At 39.4% G+C, this 18485-nt stretch carries 15 protein-coding genes; 10 read left to right on the top strand and 5 right to left on the bottom strand.

Features of this window, described 5'->3' with window-relative positions:
* Positions 1 to 99: 99 nt before the first annotated feature.
* The gene (locus tag ABH966_RS03010) at positions 100 to 1515 is read right to left on the bottom strand and encodes a LysM peptidoglycan-binding domain-containing protein (RefSeq protein ID WP_370075597.1); all 1416 of its coding nucleotides are present in this window, start codon (positions 1513 to 1515) and stop codon (positions 100 to 102) included.
* 168 nt (positions 1516 to 1683) lie between these two features.
* Between ABH966_RS03010 and ABH966_RS03005 the strand changes: the two genes are divergently transcribed.
* Entirely contained in the window at positions 1684 to 3033 is a 1350-nt protein-coding gene (locus ABH966_RS03005) for an FAD-binding oxidoreductase (RefSeq protein WP_370075595.1), read from the top strand.
* Positions 3034 to 3110: 77 nt separating this feature from the next.
* Here the strand turns inward: ABH966_RS03005 and ABH966_RS03000 are convergent, their stop codons facing one another.
* Positions 3111 to 3506, bottom strand: a complete 396-nt coding sequence (locus ABH966_RS03000; protein ID WP_370075593.1) for a (deoxy)nucleoside triphosphate pyrophosphohydrolase — start codon at positions 3504 to 3506, stop codon at positions 3111 to 3113.
* A 478-nt stretch (positions 3507 to 3984) separates the two neighbouring features.
* On the opposite strand from ABH966_RS03000, the gene ABH966_RS02995 reads away from it, so the two are divergent.
* From ABH966_RS02995 to ABH966_RS02980, 4 genes are all read left to right on the top strand, one after another.
* Complete coding sequence (locus ABH966_RS02995; protein WP_370075591.1) at positions 3985 to 4749, top strand: TrmH family RNA methyltransferase; 765 nt, start codon at positions 3985 to 3987, stop codon at positions 4747 to 4749.
* A gap of 713 nt (positions 4750 to 5462) precedes the next feature.
* On the top strand, positions 5463 to 6500 hold the full coding sequence (pheS, locus tag ABH966_RS02990) for a phenylalanine--tRNA ligase subunit alpha (RefSeq protein ID WP_370075589.1): 1038 nt from the start codon (positions 5463 to 5465) through the stop codon (positions 6498 to 6500).
* A gap of 12 nt (positions 6501 to 6512) precedes the next feature.
* On the top strand, positions 6513 to 8930 hold the full coding sequence (gene pheT / locus ABH966_RS02985; RefSeq protein WP_370075587.1) for a phenylalanine--tRNA ligase subunit beta: 2418 nt from the start codon (positions 6513 to 6515) through the stop codon (positions 8928 to 8930).
* Positions 8931 to 9179: 249 nt separating this feature from the next.
* Positions 9180 to 11147 carry a methyl-accepting chemotaxis protein gene (locus ABH966_RS02980; RefSeq protein ID WP_370075585.1) on the top strand — a complete coding sequence of 656 codons (1968 nt, stop codon included), beginning with the start codon at positions 9180 to 9182 and terminating at the stop codon, positions 11145 to 11147.
* Positions 11148 to 11278: 131 nt separating this feature from the next.
* Here the strand turns inward: ABH966_RS02980 and rnhC are convergent, their stop codons facing one another.
* Positions 11279 to 12205, bottom strand: a complete 927-nt coding sequence (gene rnhC, locus ABH966_RS02975) for a ribonuclease HIII (RefSeq protein ID WP_370075583.1) — start codon at positions 12203 to 12205, stop codon at positions 11279 to 11281.
* 133 nt (positions 12206 to 12338) lie between these two features.
* Here rnhC and zapA point away from each other — a divergent pair, with 133 nt between their 5' ends.
* Genes zapA through ABH966_RS02950 form a run of 5 tightly spaced genes read left to right on the top strand, consistent with a single transcriptional unit; the run spans position 12339 to position 17734 of the window.
* Positions 12339 to 12599 carry a cell division protein ZapA gene (zapA, locus tag ABH966_RS02970; RefSeq protein WP_370075581.1) on the top strand — a complete coding sequence of 87 codons (261 nt, stop codon included), beginning with the start codon at positions 12339 to 12341 and terminating at the stop codon, positions 12597 to 12599.
* A 5-nt stretch (positions 12600 to 12604) separates the two neighbouring features.
* Positions 12605 to 13144, top strand: coding sequence for a CvpA family protein (locus tag ABH966_RS02965; RefSeq protein ID WP_370075579.1), 540 nt, complete (start codon positions 12605 to 12607; stop codon positions 13142 to 13144).
* 59 nt (positions 13145 to 13203) lie between these two features.
* A complete protein-coding gene (gene polX, locus ABH966_RS02960; RefSeq protein ID WP_370075577.1) occupies positions 13204 to 14913 on the top strand; it encodes a DNA polymerase/3'-5' exonuclease PolX in 1710 nt (569 codons plus the stop codon).
* A gap of 18 nt (positions 14914 to 14931) precedes the next feature.
* Positions 14932 to 17298: an endonuclease MutS2 gene (locus ABH966_RS02955; RefSeq protein ID WP_370075576.1), complete on the top strand. Its 2367-nt coding sequence runs from the start codon at positions 14932 to 14934 to the stop codon at positions 17296 to 17298.
* Between the two features lie 22 nt (positions 17299 to 17320).
* Complete coding sequence (locus ABH966_RS02950; RefSeq protein ID WP_132357141.1) at positions 17321 to 17734, top strand: DUF350 domain-containing protein; 414 nt, start codon at positions 17321 to 17323, stop codon at positions 17732 to 17734.
* Positions 17735 to 17823: 89 nt separating this feature from the next.
* Here the strand turns inward: ABH966_RS02950 and ABH966_RS02945 are convergent, their stop codons facing one another.
* Positions 17824 to 18081, bottom strand: a complete 258-nt coding sequence (locus ABH966_RS02945; protein WP_370075575.1) for a hypothetical protein — start codon at positions 18079 to 18081, stop codon at positions 17824 to 17826.
* Positions 18078 to 18266, bottom strand: coding sequence for a hypothetical protein (locus tag ABH966_RS02940; RefSeq protein ID WP_370075574.1), 189 nt, complete (start codon positions 18264 to 18266; stop codon positions 18078 to 18080). The genes ABH966_RS02945 and ABH966_RS02940 overlap by 4 nt, the downstream gene beginning before the upstream one ends.
* Between the last annotated feature and the right edge of the window lie 219 nt (positions 18267 to 18485).

Below are 18485 nucleotides of genomic sequence, written 5' to 3'. Positions count from 1 at the left end.
CCAAGGTTTTTTAACGCCCCCATGATCAACATCCTTTTGGCCAAAGTGGCTCATTGGACATCCTTTGGAACCGAAATCACCCTCACGATGAGTCTTAATTTATAAGGAAACCTTTTTGATAGAAAAATCATTATTTAATAACGCCCAGTTTTGTGGGAAAGGGAAACCTAATGCCCAATAGCTAATACCTCGAAGATTATATTCCTTCGTCATGTCAAACTTAGCTTGTGCACTTCTAGCATCTTCAAACCATACCTCATGATTTTTACCTTGTTCATCAACATAACGGAAAAACGGCGACTGTGCGGTCCTATCGTATTGAATGGTTGCGCCATGTTTTATTGCTCTGTTAAGGGCTTCTTGAGAGCTGAATGTTTCTGCCTCCTGACCTTTAACATGAGGTAGAAGCCAATCGCGAGCATAAATTTCAAAGCCTAAAAATATTTTGTTAGCAGGCATAACTGATAAAGCATATTCCACAACTTTTCTCATTTCGTTAATGGGTGAAATGGCTTGTGGTGGACCAAGTCGGTATCCCCACTCATATGTCATCAAAATGACAAAGTCTGCAATTCTTCCGTGTGCTTCATAATCATGTGCTTCATATAATGTTCCTGCCTGCGTTGCGCTCGTTTTTGGCGCAAGTGCCGTTGATACTAGGAATCCTTTTGGGTGAAGACGATCAACAGCTAATTGAAGGAAAGTGTTGTAATTCTCTCGATCTGCTGGAAGAACGTTTTCAAAATCAACGTTTAGAACTTTATAGCCCTTTTCCTGCATCACTTGCAAAGTATTGTTAATAACCTTTTCCCGTAAATCTGCATTAGATAAAATAACATGTGATAAGTTGGAACCGGCCTCTGTGGAAGAGAAATTCGTAAGGGTCAACATAGGTGTAATGTTTTTGGCAATAGCTGCATCGATCATTTCTTTATCCTTTATAGGCTGTAATGTTCCATCCTCCTTCACCATATAAGCAAAGGGACTAAAATAAGTTAGTAAATGACCGATTGCGTTAATCGACTGTACGGCTTCTTTAGGCTCTTCATACGTATAAGCATTTACTTCAATGGAAGGCTTTGCTCTCGGAATAATCAAATGCGCACCAGCATAAATCATGTTTGGATCTGAAATTCCATTTTCTAAAACAATTGCTTGAACAGTCGTTCCGTATTGTGTAGCAATTTGCGATAGAGTTTCCCCTGGCAGCACAATATGTGTAGTGGGTGGAATAATTAGTCTAGTTCCAGGTGTTAAAACATCTGGATTTGTTAAATGATTTTCTGTGATAATCGATTGCATAGCCACCCCATAATGTTGGGAAATCGACCATAAGGTGTCACCCCTTTTTACTATATGAGTTGTGTAGGGAGAAGGGATAACAAGTGCTTGCCCGATTACTAATTGATCTGGATTAGATAAAGCGTTTAATTGGATAATGGAATTTATAGGTACAGAATAGCTGTTTGCAATTTGCCAAAGTGTTTCACCAGCGCTCACAACATGAATAATCATTAGGACACCTCCTTAGTGGTTTCAATATAGCATCATATGTATGAATAAAGAGAATGAGCATTTATCTTTCATTTTTAAGCGATAAAAATTCCGATTTTCATATTCTTTCCAAGTGATAAGCATAGGATAAAACATATGTATTGCATCATTTGAGAGAGGAGCTGTATTTTGAAGAAAGTAAAGCTCACAGGAAGAATTGTTACCCCTAAAGATCCGGACTATGAGCAAGCAAGAACAAATAATAACTTAAATGATCCCAAATTTCCCGGTATCATTGTATTTTGTCGACGTACGAAAGATGTTATCAACGCATTAAGATGGGCGAGAGAAAATAATGAATCGTTTCGAATCAGAAGTGGAAGACATAACTATGAAAATTATTCATTATTAAATGAAGGTCTTGTTATAGATGTTAGTGATATGAATGACATAACAATTAATCGGCAAGATATGACAGCGACAATTGAAGCGGGCGCTAATATAAGAAAAGTGTATCGGGTATTATGGGAAAATGGTTTTACAATCCCGGCAGGAACTGAAGGTAGTGTAGGGGTTGTTGGTTTAACACTTGGTGGCGGAATTGGCATGCTATCGCGTCCATTTGGGCTAACATGTGACAATCTACTAGAACTGGAAATAGTTGTTGCGAGTGGTCATGAAGGGGCTGAAGTAATCCAAGCTGATAAGCAGAGAAATAGTGATTTATTTTGGGCAAGTTGTGGCGGGGGCGGTGGGAATTTTGGCATCGTTACAGCTCTTACATTTAAACTGCATCCTATTTCTAACGTATCGATTTTCTCCATTACATGGGAATGGGAAGATTTTGAACGAGCCTTTGACGCATGGCAAAAATGGGCACCGTATACAGATGAACGCTTGACCTCACAGATTGAGCTGAAATCTAAGGAAGTGGGCGAAATTGTTGCTCAAGGTGAGTTTATAGGTACGGCATCTGAGTTAAAGAAACTACTCCGTCCTTTAAGGAAAACAGGTTCACCAACGAATATATGGATAAAGGAAGTACCGTATATTAAAGCTGTAGAATTTTTCGACTTACCGAGCGGCAACAAACCAGCCCTTCGTAAAAGGTCAGGATCCTTTATTGAAAGGCCATTCCCTCATGCTGCCATTGTACAAATGAAAGAATTTTTATCGAACGCTCCAAATAGAGATACGACCATTTGGCAGCAGTCTCTTAGAGGTGCGGTAAGCCAAATTGCGTCAAACCGAACAGCTTATTATTATAGGAATGCTTTGCTTGCTCAGGAGTATAATACTTCATGGAAAAAAGCTAAAGAAGAAGAAAAAAATATTCAGTGGGTGGAGAATTTAAGAAGAACTTTGTCACCTTACACTGCTGGTGATTATGTGAATTTCCCAGATCGTTTTATAAAAGATTGGCCAACTGCCTATTATGGTCGTAACCTTAGAATGCTTAGAGCGGTAAAGGGAAAATACGATCCGTTTAATGTATTTCATTTTCCTCAAAGTATTCCGCCAAATAGAAAATGGCTTTAAGTGAGAGTCAATGAAAAATGAAAGAGCAGACTGAAGATGGGAATCTGCTCTTTTTTTCTACATTAACTGCCCATAGACTATTTTTCTGCAAGTATTTTATTGATCGCTGGAATATCAGCAGGAGCAAAATTAAGATTGAGAAGTTCATTTCGAGAAACCCATCTAATTTCAGCATGTTCTAACATGACCGGCTCTCCCTTTATAATCGACGCTTTAAATGTTTCTAAGCGTACGATAAATTTTTCATATTCATAAATGGTATCCTCAACCTTTTCCTCAACTTGTATAGAGCAATTAAACTCCTCTAATATTTCACGAGTTAAAGCTTGTTCCGGCGATTCGCCCTCTTCGATTTTACCACCAGGGAATTCCCAATAATTTGCTAGTACCATATTAGGATTTCTTAACGCACAAAAAATTTCGTGCTTATCATTTTCGATAATTGCACCTACTACATGTACATTTTTTTTCATTTATTTTCATCCCCGTTGTGCATTCTTAAAATATTGAAAATTATAACATATATCACTGAATTCCCCTATTATCTAGTAGGGAATAATTTTGCTCATTTCCATAGCGTGGGGTTGATTTCCGTTCCGGCTGGGCGCTTTCCTGGGGGCGTCCGATGAGCCGCTTCGCTGCGCTCCAGGGTCTCATCTGTGACGCTAATCCCCAAGGAGTCGCCCAGCCTCCACTCCAATCAACTTTTTCACATGGTATACGTTTTAACAAAATGTCATCCCAAAATACAGATGATGGCAAAATATCTTAGCGTGTATGGCTCATCGTAATAGCGTGGAGTTGATTTCCGTTCCGTCAGAGGGCATTATTTTCCAATGATTGGTAAATGGAGAAATAACAATTAAACTGTTTTTTGCATGACTATGTAATTTATCGTTTTCTACTGTATAATAATGAACAATATATAGGAAAAAGGCGGTACGAGGTACGATGAAAAGAATTGAATCTACGCAAAATGCGTTAGTGAAATATTGGAAGAAGCTTGCGACAACACGTAAAGAGCGTGAAAGATCTGGAGAATTCCTAGTAGAGGGATTCCACTTGGTAGAGGAAGCATTAAAAAATAACGAGCAGGTGCTACAGCTAATTGTACGTGAAGGTGTAGATTTACCAATGCTTTGGCCGATTGATAATGTAGCCGTAGTTGAAGTAACAGCAGCTGTTGCCAAAGAGTTTGCTGAAACGGAAACATCTCAAGGTGTATTTGCAGTTTGTAAGCAACCTTTGTTAGAAGAAGATGGAATGGCTTCATGGCGCAAGGTGCTACTAATTGATGCTGTGCAAGATCCAGGAAATATTGGAACGATGATTCGTACTGCGGATGCAGCTAGTTTGGATGCAGTCATACTCGGTAAGGGCTGTGCGGATTTATATAATCCTAAAACGCTTCGCTCTGCACAAGGCTCTCATTTCCATATTCCCGTCCTGCGTGGCGATTTAGAGGAATGGATTGAGCAGCTACAGGATAATGATGTACCAGTATTTGGAACAGCTTTAGATGAGGATGCAGTTGTCTATAGTGATATTGAGCATACTGGTGCATTCGCGATAATGATGGGGAATGAAGGTAGTGGTATTCATCCACAACTACTTTCGATGACAGATCAAAATATTATCATTCCAATTTTGGGACAAGCGGAGTCTCTAAATGTAGCAGTAGCAACAGGAATCGTTTTATATGGATTTGTTAAGTAGGGAATAAAAGTAATTAAATATGGAATAATAAGGATATATTAAAATTGAGCTCATCACTAAAAAGTTATAGATAATATATTTAAATATTTGCACTGTATATTAGTTGATTGGAGTGGAGGCTGGGCGACTCCTTGGGGATCAGCGATAGAGGAACAAAGGCTAAAACCATCACATCCTGTGATAACGCCTTCGTGACCAATATCATGTTGGCCCGAGACCCTGCAGCGAAGCGAAGCGGCTCATCGGACTCCCCCGGGAAAGCGCCCAGCCGGAACGGAAATCAACCACACGTTATGGTGATGAGCCTAAAATTGCCAATAGAACCATCAATATCGAAGGTAATAGGCACTTAGCTCTTGATTTGAATTGGTATAGTATTGTATAATCACAGTTAAAATGTAAACTTAAATGCATTGACCGGGAAGTAGTAAAGATTGTGAATGGACGACAGGGAGCGCAGGCCGGAGATTGAGAGCTAGCGCCGTACCAATGCAGTTTTGAATTCATCCCGCGAGCAGCTACCGGGACCAGCGAAATGCTGTAAAGGTACGCCGGCTTTAATCTAGTCGTTATGTCAATGAAGTGATTGCTAGGAATTTGCCTTGCAATAACTAGGGTGGTACCGCGAATATGTCCTCGTCCCTTTTTTAGGGGCGAGTTTTTTTATGCCATCAACAAAACTGGCATGGATTTGAACAAGGAGGGTTTATTACATGGAAGAGCAATTAAAGCAATTAGAGCAAGAAGCACTTGCTAAAATTGAAGCGGCAGCAAATTTAAAGGAATTAAATGATGTGCGAGTAGCATATCTAGGGAAAAAAGGACCTATCACGGATTTATTAAAAGGGATGGGGAAATTATCAGCTGAGGAACGCCCAAAAATGGGTGCCTTAGTCAATACAGTTCGTGAAAATGTAACGGCTGTATTAGAGGAAAAGGTAGCTGTGCTAGAGGAAGCGGCAATTGCTGAAAAATTAGCAAGTGAGTCGATTGATGTCACTTTACCTGGTCGTGAAATTAAAGTTGGCAATCGTCATCCATTAACACGCGTTATTGAAGAAATTGAAGATTTATTTATCGGTATGGGCTATGAAATTGCAGAAGGTCCAGAAGTGGAAAAGGATTATTATAACTTCGAGGCACTGAACTTACCGAAGGGACATCCTGCTCGTGATATGCAAGATTCGTTCTATATTTCCGAGGAAATATTACTACGTACACAAACATCACCTGTTCAAGCTCGCACGATGGAGGCAAAAAAAGGTGAATCAATTCGCATTATTTGCCCAGGGAAAGTATTCCGTCGAGACAACGATGATGCTACACACTCGCACCAATTCATGCAAATTGAAGGGTTAGTAATTGGTGAAAATATTCGCATGAGTGACCTTAAAGGTACGCTTGATACATTAGCGAAAAAAATGTTCGGTGCAGACCGCGAAATTCGACTTCGTCCAAGCTTCTTCCCATTCACAGAGCCATCTGTTGAAATGGATATTTCATGTTTCAAATGTGGTGGTTCAGGCTGTAACATTTGTAAAGGAACAGGCTGGATTGAAATTTTAGGCGCTGGTATGGTACATCCAAGAGTACTAGAAATGTCTGGCTATGATCCGAAGAAAGTGTCAGGCTTTGCATTCGGTATTGGTGCTGAGCGTATCGCAATGTTGAAATATGGTGTCGACGATATTCGTCATTTCTATACAAATGACTCACGTTTCTTATCACAATTCGAGCGAACAGAGGCGTAAGGGGGATAAAAGATGTTAGTATCATTAGAATGGTTAAAAGATTATGTAAATACACAAGATTTAGCGACTGAAGAGTTAGCTGAAAAAATTACGCGTTCTGGAATTGAAGTAGATGCAGTAATTGACCGTGCTAACGGCATGGATAAAGTTGTTGTCGGCTATATCGTATCAAAAGAGAAACATCCTGAAGCAGATAAATTAAATATTTGCCAAGTGGATGTTGGTGAAGCTGAACCACAACAAATTATTTGTGGTGCTCCAAACGTTGATGCTGGTCAAAAAGTTATTGTCGCTCGTCCAGGTGCACATTTACCAGGCGGCATTAAAATAAAAAAAGCAAAACTTCGTGGACATGAATCAAACGGTATGATTTGTTCATTACAAGAGTTAGGAATCGAAGGGAAACTTGTTCCTAAAGCATATTCTGAAGGTATTTATGTGCTTCCAGAGGATGCTGAGGTAGGTTCGGATGCCCTTGCTATTTTAGGTTTACGTGACACAGTGTTAGAGCTTGGTTTAACACCAAACCGCTCAGACGCACTGTCAATGCTAGGTGTGGCGTATGAAGTTGGCGCAATTCTTTCAGAAGAAGTGAAGTATCCAGAAATCGCCTACAGCACATCTTCTGAAAAAGCTGAAGATTTGTTTAAGCTTCGCGTAGAAGATTTACAAGCAAACCCAATGTATGTAGCAAAAGTTGTGAAAAACGTAAAAATAGCGGAATCACCAATGTGGCTACAAAATCGTTTGATGGCAGCAGGCGTACGCCCACACAATAATGTTGTCGATGTAACGAACTACATTTTAATGGAATACGGTCAACCGCTTCATGCCTTTGACTACGATAGTCTTGCAACAGGTGAAATCGTAGTGCGTAAAGCAACAGAAGGCGAAAAAATTACTACTTTAGATGACCAAGAGCGTACATTAAAAGCAACAGATTTAGTCATTACAAATGGTAAAGAGCCAGTAGCTATCGCAGGTGTAATGGGTGGTGCAAACTCTGAGGTAAATGATTCTACAACAACGGTTGTCATCGAATCTGCTTACTTCGACGGTTTAACTGTGCGTCAAACATCACGTCATCTTGGACTTCGTTCAGATGCTTCTGCTCGTTTTGAAAAGGGTGTTGACCCTAACCGTGTGTTACCTGCTGCAGAACGTGCTGCAGCACTACTAGCTGAATTAGCTGGCGGTGAAGTGTTAGAGGGAACATGCATCGTGGATGAACTAGATAAATCACCAGCACGTGTTGTCGTTTCTCCAGATTTTATTAATGAACGTTTAGGCATGAAAATTTCATTAGAAGAAATGTTGACTATTTTGGAGCGACTTAAATTTGGCGTAGAAGCAGCAAATGGTTTGCTAATCGTTGATGCACCAACACGTCGTCAAGATATTAAAATTGAAGAAGATATTGTAGAAGAAATTGCTCGTTTATACGGCTATGATGAAATCCCAATGACTTTACCAGAGGGAGCAAACCAAGTAGGGCGTCTAACTCCATATCAAGCAAATCGTCGTGTAGTTCGTAACTACATGGAAGGAGCAGGCCTTTACCAAGCTGTCACTTACTCATTAACTTCAGATGCATTGTCACAACGCTTTGCATTGAAAGCTGAGCCAGTAACACGTTTACTAATGCCGATGAGTGAGGACCGTTCAACACTACGTCAAAGTCTTATCCCACATTTAATTGAAGCTGCTGCGTATAATGTTGCGCGTAAAGCTGACAATGTGGCATTGTATGAAATCGGTTCAGTTTTCCTTGGGCAATCAGAAGAGGGGCTACCATATGAGGAAGAGCATGTGGCGGCAGTAGTAACAGGAAAATGGCTTGACCATGCTTGGCAAGGGGAGAAAAAAGCAGTAGATTTCTTCGTCTTAAAAGGTATTGTAGAAGGTGTTATCGGTAAGCTTGGTTTAGAGGATCGTATTTCATTTGTGAAAGCTGAAGTAGATGGATTACACCCAGGACGTACTGCTAGCATTCTTTTAGACGGTGAACAAGTGGGCATTATCGGTGGATTACATCCAGCAGAGCAAAAAACATGGGGTGTAAAAGACACATATGTAATGGAAATGAATCTAGTAACATTATTAAATGCTAATGCAAAAGAAGCACCTCTTGGTTATACACCTGTGCCTCGCTTCCCAGCAATGTCTCGTGATATTGCACTTATCATGGACCGTACAACAACAGCTGGAGAAGTTATTGCTGCGATTCGCTCAGCAAACGTGAAATTATTGAAAGACGTTCGTGTATTCGACGTATATGAAGGTGAAAAAATGGAGGCTGGTAAAAAATCAGTTGCATTCTCTCTAACATACTTCGATCCAGAACGTACTTTAACAGATGAAGAAGTTGTTGCAGCACATAACAAAGTGTTAAAAGCTATTGCAACAATTGAAGGTACAGAAGTACGCTAATTTAATAATAATTTTGTAAGCTGTCTCGTAGTGAGGCAGCTTTTTGTTTTGTTAACCTCATACAACTGCTACAAGTAGTTTTTGCAGAAAGTGTGAGAAAAGTAAGGCACGGGAGAGAAGATACTCTAAGCTAATTCTCAATTTAAGTTTTTCATCAATATTTAGAAATAACAAAAAATAAAATTTTTATCTATATTATGTGTATAGTAAGTTTTGGATAGAAAAATTTACTATGGGGTGGTAGTTATTATGAAAAATCATCGAAAAAGAAGAGGCTTTTCCGTACGAGCCCGATTAATATGGGCGTTTACTTTGACACTTTTAATCCCCAGCATTGCTATTGGTACGTTTTCATATTTGAAGGCTTCTGATCAATATTATAAGGAATTAAGTAAAAGCTCACGCGAAAATGTCGATTTATTAAATACACTAATTTCAAATGAGATATCACCTATTCAAAGTGATGTGGAGTATTTAGCTGCTTCTTTTAATAAGAATGTGCAAGATGCAGATGCTTTAAAGGAATTAGAAAAATATAATGCTTTACATAGCAATGTCTCTGTTGTCAATTTGGCAATTGAGGGGCACAAATTTATGCGTGAACCACAAGCTGAATCCTCAACTGATTATGATCCATTTACGCGACCATGGTACTTAACGGCTATTGAATCACCTGGCAAAAACGTTATGATTGATCCATATAAATCAACGATTACAGGTGAATTAATATTAGCAGTATCAGCTGGTTTACAGGATCGTTCAGGAGTTATTTCTATTGGTCTAAATTTAGACGGAATTTCCGAGCTAGTGAATTCAGTGGAAATAGGTGATAATGGCTATGCTACATTAGTAAATGCCAATAATCTTATTATTGCTGATCCGGAGTTAGAGGCAGGATCGGAGCTTAAAAAGTCATATATAGAAAAGATGCAAGGAAAAGAAGATGGTAGTTTTACCATTAAGGAAGATGGAAAAGAGTATCAAGTGTTTTTTACTACCAATAAACTAACAGGTTGGAAAATTGTTGGTACTATGGATTTAGCAGATGTAGCAACTGTCACAAAACCAATTTTAACAAACACTATGACAGTCATTGTTATTGCTCTTATCATATTTGGAATCATTGGTGCCTTCATTATAAGATCAATCATTCACCCATTACAAAAGTTGTCAACAGTAGCTGAGCAGGTAGGAGACGGTGATTTACGTAATTTAATTGAAATTAAAAGACATGATGAGATAGGTAAATTGGCGGATATATTCAATAAAATGATTCTATCTTTACGTGGTGTAGTTGGTAACATTGGTGAGGAATCAAATCAGTTAGCTGCATCATCGGAGGAACTTACAGCCAGTACATCAGAAAATAAACGAGCTACATCGCAAATTGTTGATTCCATTCAAACATTTGCTGAAACGGTTGATTTGCAAGCCGAAACAATTAATGATAGCACTAACGCTGTACTTGAAATGTCTTCATCCATTCAGCAAATTGCAGTAAAGTCCGATACCGTTAATGAGATGTCGAATAAAGCAATGGAGGCTGTTGTGATAGGAGACAAAACTATTCAAACAGCAATTGGCCAAATGAAAATGATTCAAAGTACTGTCCAAGCACTTGAAAACACAGTACAAACACTAAGTGAACGTTCTAATGAAATCGGACGTATTGTAGAGGCCATTACGCAAATTGCTGATCAAACAAATCTTTTAGCTTTAAATGCTGCAATTGAAGCTGCTCGTGCAGGTGAGCATGGAAAAGGTTTTGCAGTTGTTGCTGATGAGGTGCGAAAGCTTGCTGAGCAATCCGCACAATCAACAATGCAAATAAAAGATATCATTGATTATATTCAAGCCGATACAAAACTAGCGGTTGAATCAATGTCTGCTGGTTCAGCTGAGGTATTAAAGGGAATTGATGTAACAAATGTGGCAGGAAAGTCATTCAAAGAAATTAGTGATAATGTACAAAGCGTAACCTATGAAATAGGACAAATTTCAGAGACAGCAAAAGTTATTTCTGAACACTCCAATCAAGTGGCAATGGGTATTGAAAGTGTACTTCAGCGAACAAATGAAAATACAGCAAGTGCACAAAATATTTCCGCCGCAACAGAGGAACAGCTTGCTTCTATGGAAGAAATCGCTGCATCGGCTGAAGCCCTTGCTAAAATGTCTGAAAATCTACAACAAACAATTAGACAGTTTAAATATTAAGCTAAACAAAAATCTGGTCATAATAAGTTTTTGATATAAAGAATTTCGCTAACTACAATAGAGAACAAGTTGTATATAACTTGTAATCTGCTGGAGTATAGCGAAATTTTTTTTTGTCTAATAGACCAATTTTATTTCATCTTTTTAGCTTTCTCAGTATTCGCAAAATGCCATTTCGTAATGGAGCGTAAAAATTCCTCACCTTGTTTCCGCCAAATGCGTGCTGCTAACGCATCTACTTTCGCTGAAGCTCCCTTCAACAACTCTATTCCAGCAATCTCGCTCAGTCGGTCCATTTCTTTTAAAAATGCAGCACGAGCTAATATCGATGCAGTTGCTACGGAAAGATGTAATTGCTCGGCCTTCGTAGAAAATAGCACATCCTCTCGAACAATATCGCGTTCATTTTTTAAGTAATTGTAATAAACGCCGCGTTCCGCAAACTGATCTATCAAAATATGCTCTGGTTTTTCTGGCGCCATTTTTGCCAGTGCATTTTTAAGTGCCCGATTGTGCATCATAGCTTTCATCTTACCTTGAGAGTAACCTCGTGCTTGTAATTCGTTATATTTTTCATTGCGTAGTACAAGTACACTATGGACGCAAGCTGCACGTAGATCAGGTGCTATTTTACGCATGTAATCATCCGTTAGCATTTTTGAGTCTTTGACACCAAGTTCGTTTATAAGCGCAATTTTTGATGATGGGACATATACGGCTGCAACTGTTATTGGGCCGAAATAATCACCAGTACCAGTTTCGTCTGAGCCTAGCACCGACATCGTAGCAAAACCTTCTGGAAGAACATCGCCCTTTGCTCCTATCGACGATGATTTTTGTGTGTTTTTTACTTCTATGTTTCCCCAGCGTGCAGCTTCTCGTTCAGCTCCTCCCCCTTGGAACATTAATTTACCTGATTTGTACATCGTAATTGCTGTATCTGGGAGCTTTGCGGCAAAGATTACACCTGGAGCTTTACGCTCTACAAAATGGTTTGCATAGTAAGACATCACCTCTTTTTGTATATTTGTTGATATGGAAAGTACAATATTTGACATTTACTCGTTCCTTTCTGTCCTCGTTGTTCACAATTTTATACCTTTCATGTTATGATAATAAATAGCTTTTTTGTGTAAGCTGCTCACAATAAAAAAATTCGTGAGCACAAAAATTTTAAAGGAGGGTGCGACTATGGAAAATCAAGAAAAGAATAAAATTTCTGTGGAAATCTACGGTCATACATATAAAATGGTCGGCTCTGAATCCATGGGACATATGCGACTTGTCGCTTCGATTGTTGATGACCGTATGCGCGAAATGAATGTACATAATCCCTCTCTTGATAGCACAAAGCTTGCCGTTCTTACAGCAGTAAATACCGTTCACGATTATTTACTATTAAAAGAACAAATGGAACAATTAGAAGAAGAATTGAAAAAATTAAAGGGTTGAAGTGAATGTTAGATTTAATCATATTAGCGGTGCTATTAGCCGGGCTCATTGTTGGTGCAAAACGTGGTTTCATTGTTCAGATGATGCATATCGTTAGCTTTATAGTTGCCCTAATAGTTGCGTATATCTATTATAAACCATTAGCACAAAAATTTGTGTTTTGGGTTCCGTATCCAGGTGTAACGGATTCAGGTAGTCTTGGAGTAGTTATTGATAGCCTGGATTTAGACCGCACTTTTTACCGTGTCATTGCATTTGCAGTTATTTTCTTTGCGGTGAAAATTACAATGCAAATTGTGGCATCGATTTTTGATTTTATAGCGTATTTACCTGTGTTAGGTACAGTAAATCGCTGGCTTGGAGCATTGTTTGGCATGATTGAAAACTATTTAATTATGTTTATTTTGCTGTACATTCTTGCTTTATTGCCAGTTGCTTCTATTCAAAGTTTAATGTCGAAGTCGTTGTTAAGTGGTCTCATTTTGGAACACACCCCAATTATTACAAGTATGTTCCAAAATTGGTGGTATATTTATATGCAATAGCAAACTGTGCACTTCTCTCGGTTTTGAGGGAAGTGTTTTTACGATAGGAGGAATTCCCAATGAACAAAAAAACAATTATTCGCACATTTGAAAAAATTGCATTGTATATGGAATTACAAGGGGAAAATCCATTCAAAGTGTCTGCCTTTCGAAAAGCTGCTGCCGCACTTGAGGGGGACGAGCGCTCATTAAGTGAGATGGAGGATGTAACAAAGCTTAAAGGTATAGGTAAAGGTACAGCGGCTGTTATTGAGGATTTAATGACAAATGGTGAATCAAGCTTATTAAAGGAATTAGAAGAAATTGTACCAAAAGGATTGCTCCCGCTATTAAAACTTCCAGGCTTAGGTGGTAAAAAAATTGCTAAGCTTCATCAAGAGTTAGGGGTCGATTGTGCGGAAAGTTTAAAGACTGCTTGTGAGGAAGGTAAAGTTCGTGAGCTGGTAGGCTTTGCGGCTAAGACCGAAGAAAAAATTTTAAAGGAACTTGCAAATTTAGCAAATCGATCAGAACGTTTACCGATTTGGCAGCTGGATCCAGTTGTTTTACAAATTGAAGCTCTTCTAGGTAGTATGGAAGAAGTGGAACGTTTTTCTGTTGCTGGAAGCTTCCGTCGTGCAACTGAAACAAGTAAAGATATTGATTTTATTGTTGTAACCGAAGCAGTTGAAACTGTACGTGAAAAGCTACTGAATGAGCTTTCTGTACAAGAAGTCGTAGCAGCTGGTGATACAAAAATTTCAGTTATTTTAGATTTAGATGAGCCTGTAAGTGTAGATTTCCGATTAGTAAGAGATGTTGAATATGCAACGGCCTTGCATCATTTCACAGGCTCAAAAGATCACAATGTACGCATGCGTCAAATTGCTAAAGCCCGTGGTGAAAAAATTAGTGAATATGGTGTAGAGCAGGCTGATGGCACCGTATTAACGTTTAAGGATGAAGAAGAATTTTTTGCGCATTTTGATTTACCATTTATCCCGCCGAGTTTGCGTACAGGAACAACGGAATTTGACAAAACAGATGACATTAAAAGTCTAGTGAAAATAGAAGATATGAAAGCAGATTTGCATATGCATACGACTTGGTCTGATGGTGCATACTCTGTAGCTGAAATGGGCAAGGCATTAATAGCGCGTGGCTATCAATATAGTGTTATTACTGACCATTCACAATTTTTAAAAGTAGCGAATGGTCTAACGCCGGAGCGCTTAACAAAGCAACGTGCTGAAATTGAGACATTTAATGAAGCACATCCAGATTTCCATTTATATGCGGGGACAGAAATGGATATTTTGCCGGATGGTTCCCTAGATTTTGAAGATGAGGTGCTAAGAGAATTAGATTTCGTAATTGCCTCTATTCACTCTAGCTTTACACAATCGCAGGACAAAATTATGGCACGTTTACTGACGGCGATGCAAAATCCGTACGTTCATATGATTGCACATCCAACTGGTCGCATTATTGAGGATCGTAATGGCTATAATCCTGATATGGGGCAATTAATTTCGTGGGCAAAGGAATATGGTAAAATTTTAGAGTTAAATGCGAATCCATATCGTCTTGATTTATGTGTTGATCATTTAGAAATGGCTTTGGCAGCTGGTGTGCCCGTAGCAATCAATACGGATGCCCATGATATTGCTCATTTACGCTTTATGGATATTGGGGTGCGCTACGCAAACAGAGCATGGTTGAAAAAGGATATGATTGTGAATACATGGACGCGAGAACAGTTTGAAGCGTTTATTCGACGAAATAAATAGGTTGAGGAGGTGTTCTCGGTGATCGCAGAACGCGCATTGAAAACACTAGAATATGATAAAGTACGTCAGCAAGTGGCTACATACTGTACTTCTTCAATCGGTAAATCAGCGGTTGATGAACTTGTACCACAGACAGACTATGAAAAAGTTGTACAATTATTAGAAGAAATGGATGAAGGACTATCCATTTTACGTGTTAAAGGCAATGTGCCGATGGGTGGAATTTTTGATGTGCGACCAGCTGCAAGGCGTGCACAAATCGGTGGCATGCTGTCAGCGATGGAACTAATGGAAGTTTCAAGTACAATTCGAGCTAGTAGAATTCTCCGTAATTTTATCGAAGATATAGAATCAGAAGAAGTGATTGAGATCCCTCATTTCATCGCTAAAAAGGAAGCAATGCCTGTTTTGACAGGCTTGCAACATGAAATTAATAACTGTATTGATGACAATGGCTCAGTGCTAGACTCTGCTAGCCAAACTTTGCGTTCAATTCGCCAGTCATTGCGCGCAGAGGAGGCTAAAGTACGTTCTAAGTTAGAAAGCCTTATACGTGGAAGTAATGCTTCAAAAATGCTCTCAGATACACTTGTAACGATTCGTAATGATCGCTTTGTTATTCCCGTTAAGCAAGAGTATCGTCATCATTATGGTGGAATTGTGCATGACCAATCATCTTCTGGCCAAACATTATTTATCGAGCCAGATTCGATTGTACAAGCGAATAATGAAATTCATCGATTAAAAATGAAAGAGCAAGCTGAAATTGAACGTATCTTACTTGCCTTAAGTGCAATGGTAGAGGAAGTAGCTCCAGATTTATTTAACTTAGTAAAAGTACTAGGTGAGATTGACGTCATTTTAGCTAAAGGCAAATACGGTCAAGCGAACAAATGTACAATGCCTAAAATGAATAACGACGGCTATATTCGACTTGTTCGTGCACGTCATCCACTTTTACCATTTGAAACGGCGGTTGCTAACGATATTGAATTTGGGAAAGACATTACGGCAATTGTGATTACAGGACCAAACACGGGTGGTAAAACCGTCACTTTAAAAACAGTTGGACTATGTACATTATTGGCACAGGCTGGGTTACCAGTGCCTGCACTTGATGGTTCAGAGCTTGCTGTTTTCAAGCAGCTTTTTGCAGATATTGGAGATGAACAGTCAATTGAGCAATCATTGTCAACATTCTCCTCTCATATGGTCAACATAGTAGATATCTTACAAAAGTTTGATGACGAATCACTCGTTCTATTTGATGAATTAGGTGCCGGGACAGACCCTCAGGAAGGGGCAGCTCTGGCCATCTCCATTTTAGATGAAGTACATGGTCGTGGCGCCCGCGTTATGGCAACAACGCACTATCCTGAGCTAAAAGCATATGGCTATAATCGTCCAGGAGTTGCCAATGCAAGTGTAGAGTTTGATATTGAGACATTGAGTCCAACATACCGTCTACTTATTGGTGTACCAGGCCGCTCTAATGCATTTGAAATTTCAAGTCGCCTGGGCTTACCAGAATCGATTATTGACCGTGCGAAAAGCTTTACAGGTACAGATCGCCATGAAGTAGAGTCAATGATTGCTTCACTTGAAGAGACTCGTCGCCAATCCGAAGATGATGCAGAACGCTCTCATGAATTAATGATAGAGTCTGAAGCCCTACGAAAAGAGCTACAAGAAAAACTACAAGCTTACGATGACCGCAAAGAAGCACTCGATAAAAAAGCGAAAGAGAAGGCTCGTAAAATTGTTGATGAAGCAAAAAGAGAAGCAGAATCAATTATTACTGAGCTTCGAGAAATGCGCAAAAATGCAGACCAAGTTGTCAAAGAGCATGAACTCATCGAAGCACGTAAACGATTGGAAGAAGCTACACCACTTGAAAACAATAAAGTGCTAAAAAAAGCGGCACAAGTAAAGGCTCGTGCACAAAACTTAGTTGTCGGAGACGAGGTAAAGGTGTTAAGCTATGGACAACGGGGTACATTGCTCGAAAAAGTATCAGATATCGAATGGGTTGTCCAAATGGGTATTTTGAAAATGAAAATCTCGGATAGTGATCTAGAGTACATTAAACCCGAAAAAGAACCTGTTCAACGTATGGCTGGTGTGAAAAATCGCAATAGCCAAGTGAAATTAGAATTAGATTTACGCGGCGAACGGTATGAAGATGCCATCATACGTACGGAAAAATATATTGATGATGCCTTGCTTGCTAACTATGGGCGTGTATCAATTATTCATGGTGTCGGTACAGGTGCATTACGTCAGGGAATTCAAAGCTATTTGAAAAAGCATAAGCGTGTAAAATCCTTCCGTTTTGGTGAAGCGGGCGAGGGAGGATTAGGTGTCACGGTTGTGGAATTGAAATAAGCAGTAAAGGGGACGGAGAAAAATGCTGAATTCTAGCTTTTGGCGATATCCAATTATCGAAACGGCGGGATATTTTAGTGTTGTTGTATTATGTTTAGTCGTCTCGATGGCATTGTTCGAAGTCGTTACGAAATATAAAAACTGGGAAGAAATTAAAAATGGTAATATCGCTGTGGCACTTGCAACCGGCGGGAAAATACTGGGGATCTGTAATATTTTTCGCTTTTCCATTGCGCGCCATAGCACTTTAAGTGAAATGATTGGCTGGGGCCTCTTTGGTTTTACATTACTGATTGTGGCGTATTTCTTATTTGAATTTATGACCCCACGTTTTAATGTTGATCAAGAAATCGCAAACGATAATCGCTCAGTCGGTTTCATTTCCTTTACCATTTCACTCGGTCTATCGTTTGTTATTGGGGCAAGTATTGCATAGGAGTGTAATGACATGGAAAAATTAGCAAAAGTACTAATCGTTGTCTGCATCGCATTTTTGGCAGTCGGTGTCTATTATATGATGACCCTTTAAGCAAAAAAACGCATCCTTTTATGAGGATGCGTTTTTTTATGGGTAAAGAGAAGAATTGCTCGAGTGTCTAGCGACGGAAAGAAGTCAAAGCGACGGAAAGAAGAGTCAGGGCGACGGAAAGAAGAGCCAGAGTGACGGAACGAAAGGTCAAAGCGACGGAAAGAAGGCAGGGCGACGGAAAGAATAGCCAGAGCGACGGAAAGAAGAGTCAAAGCGACGGAAAGAATAGCCAGAGCGACGGAACGAAAGGTCAAAGCGACGGAAAGAAGGCAGGGCGACGGAAAGAAGAGTCAGGGCGACGGAAAGAAGAGCCAGAGCGACGGAACGAAAGGTCAAAGCGACGGAAAGAAGGCAGGGCGACGGAAAGAAGAGTCAAAGCGACGGAAAGAAGAGCCAAAGCGACGGAAAGAATAATCAGAGCGACGGAACGAAAGGTCAAAGCGACGGAAAAGTGTAAAGAACTACTCAGGCCCGAAGAGAGCCCCTTCAGGTTGAGTGTGTAACCGCCCCGATAAATAAAAAACTACTATACCCTCAAAAAAAATCATAAGTTACATCATCCTCATATCAACCCTATCTAAAAATAATACTAAAACCTATTAATATTCCTTCATCTATCTAAAAAGTTATCATTAAAAAAATATTTTTGGAATATAGA

Origin of the sequence: Lysinibacillus sp. RC46, assembly GCF_041262385.1 — a bacterium.
Classification (GTDB): Bacteria; Bacillota; Bacilli; order Bacillales_A; family Planococcaceae; genus Lysinibacillus.
This window is presented reverse-complemented; position numbering and strand designations above follow the sequence as displayed.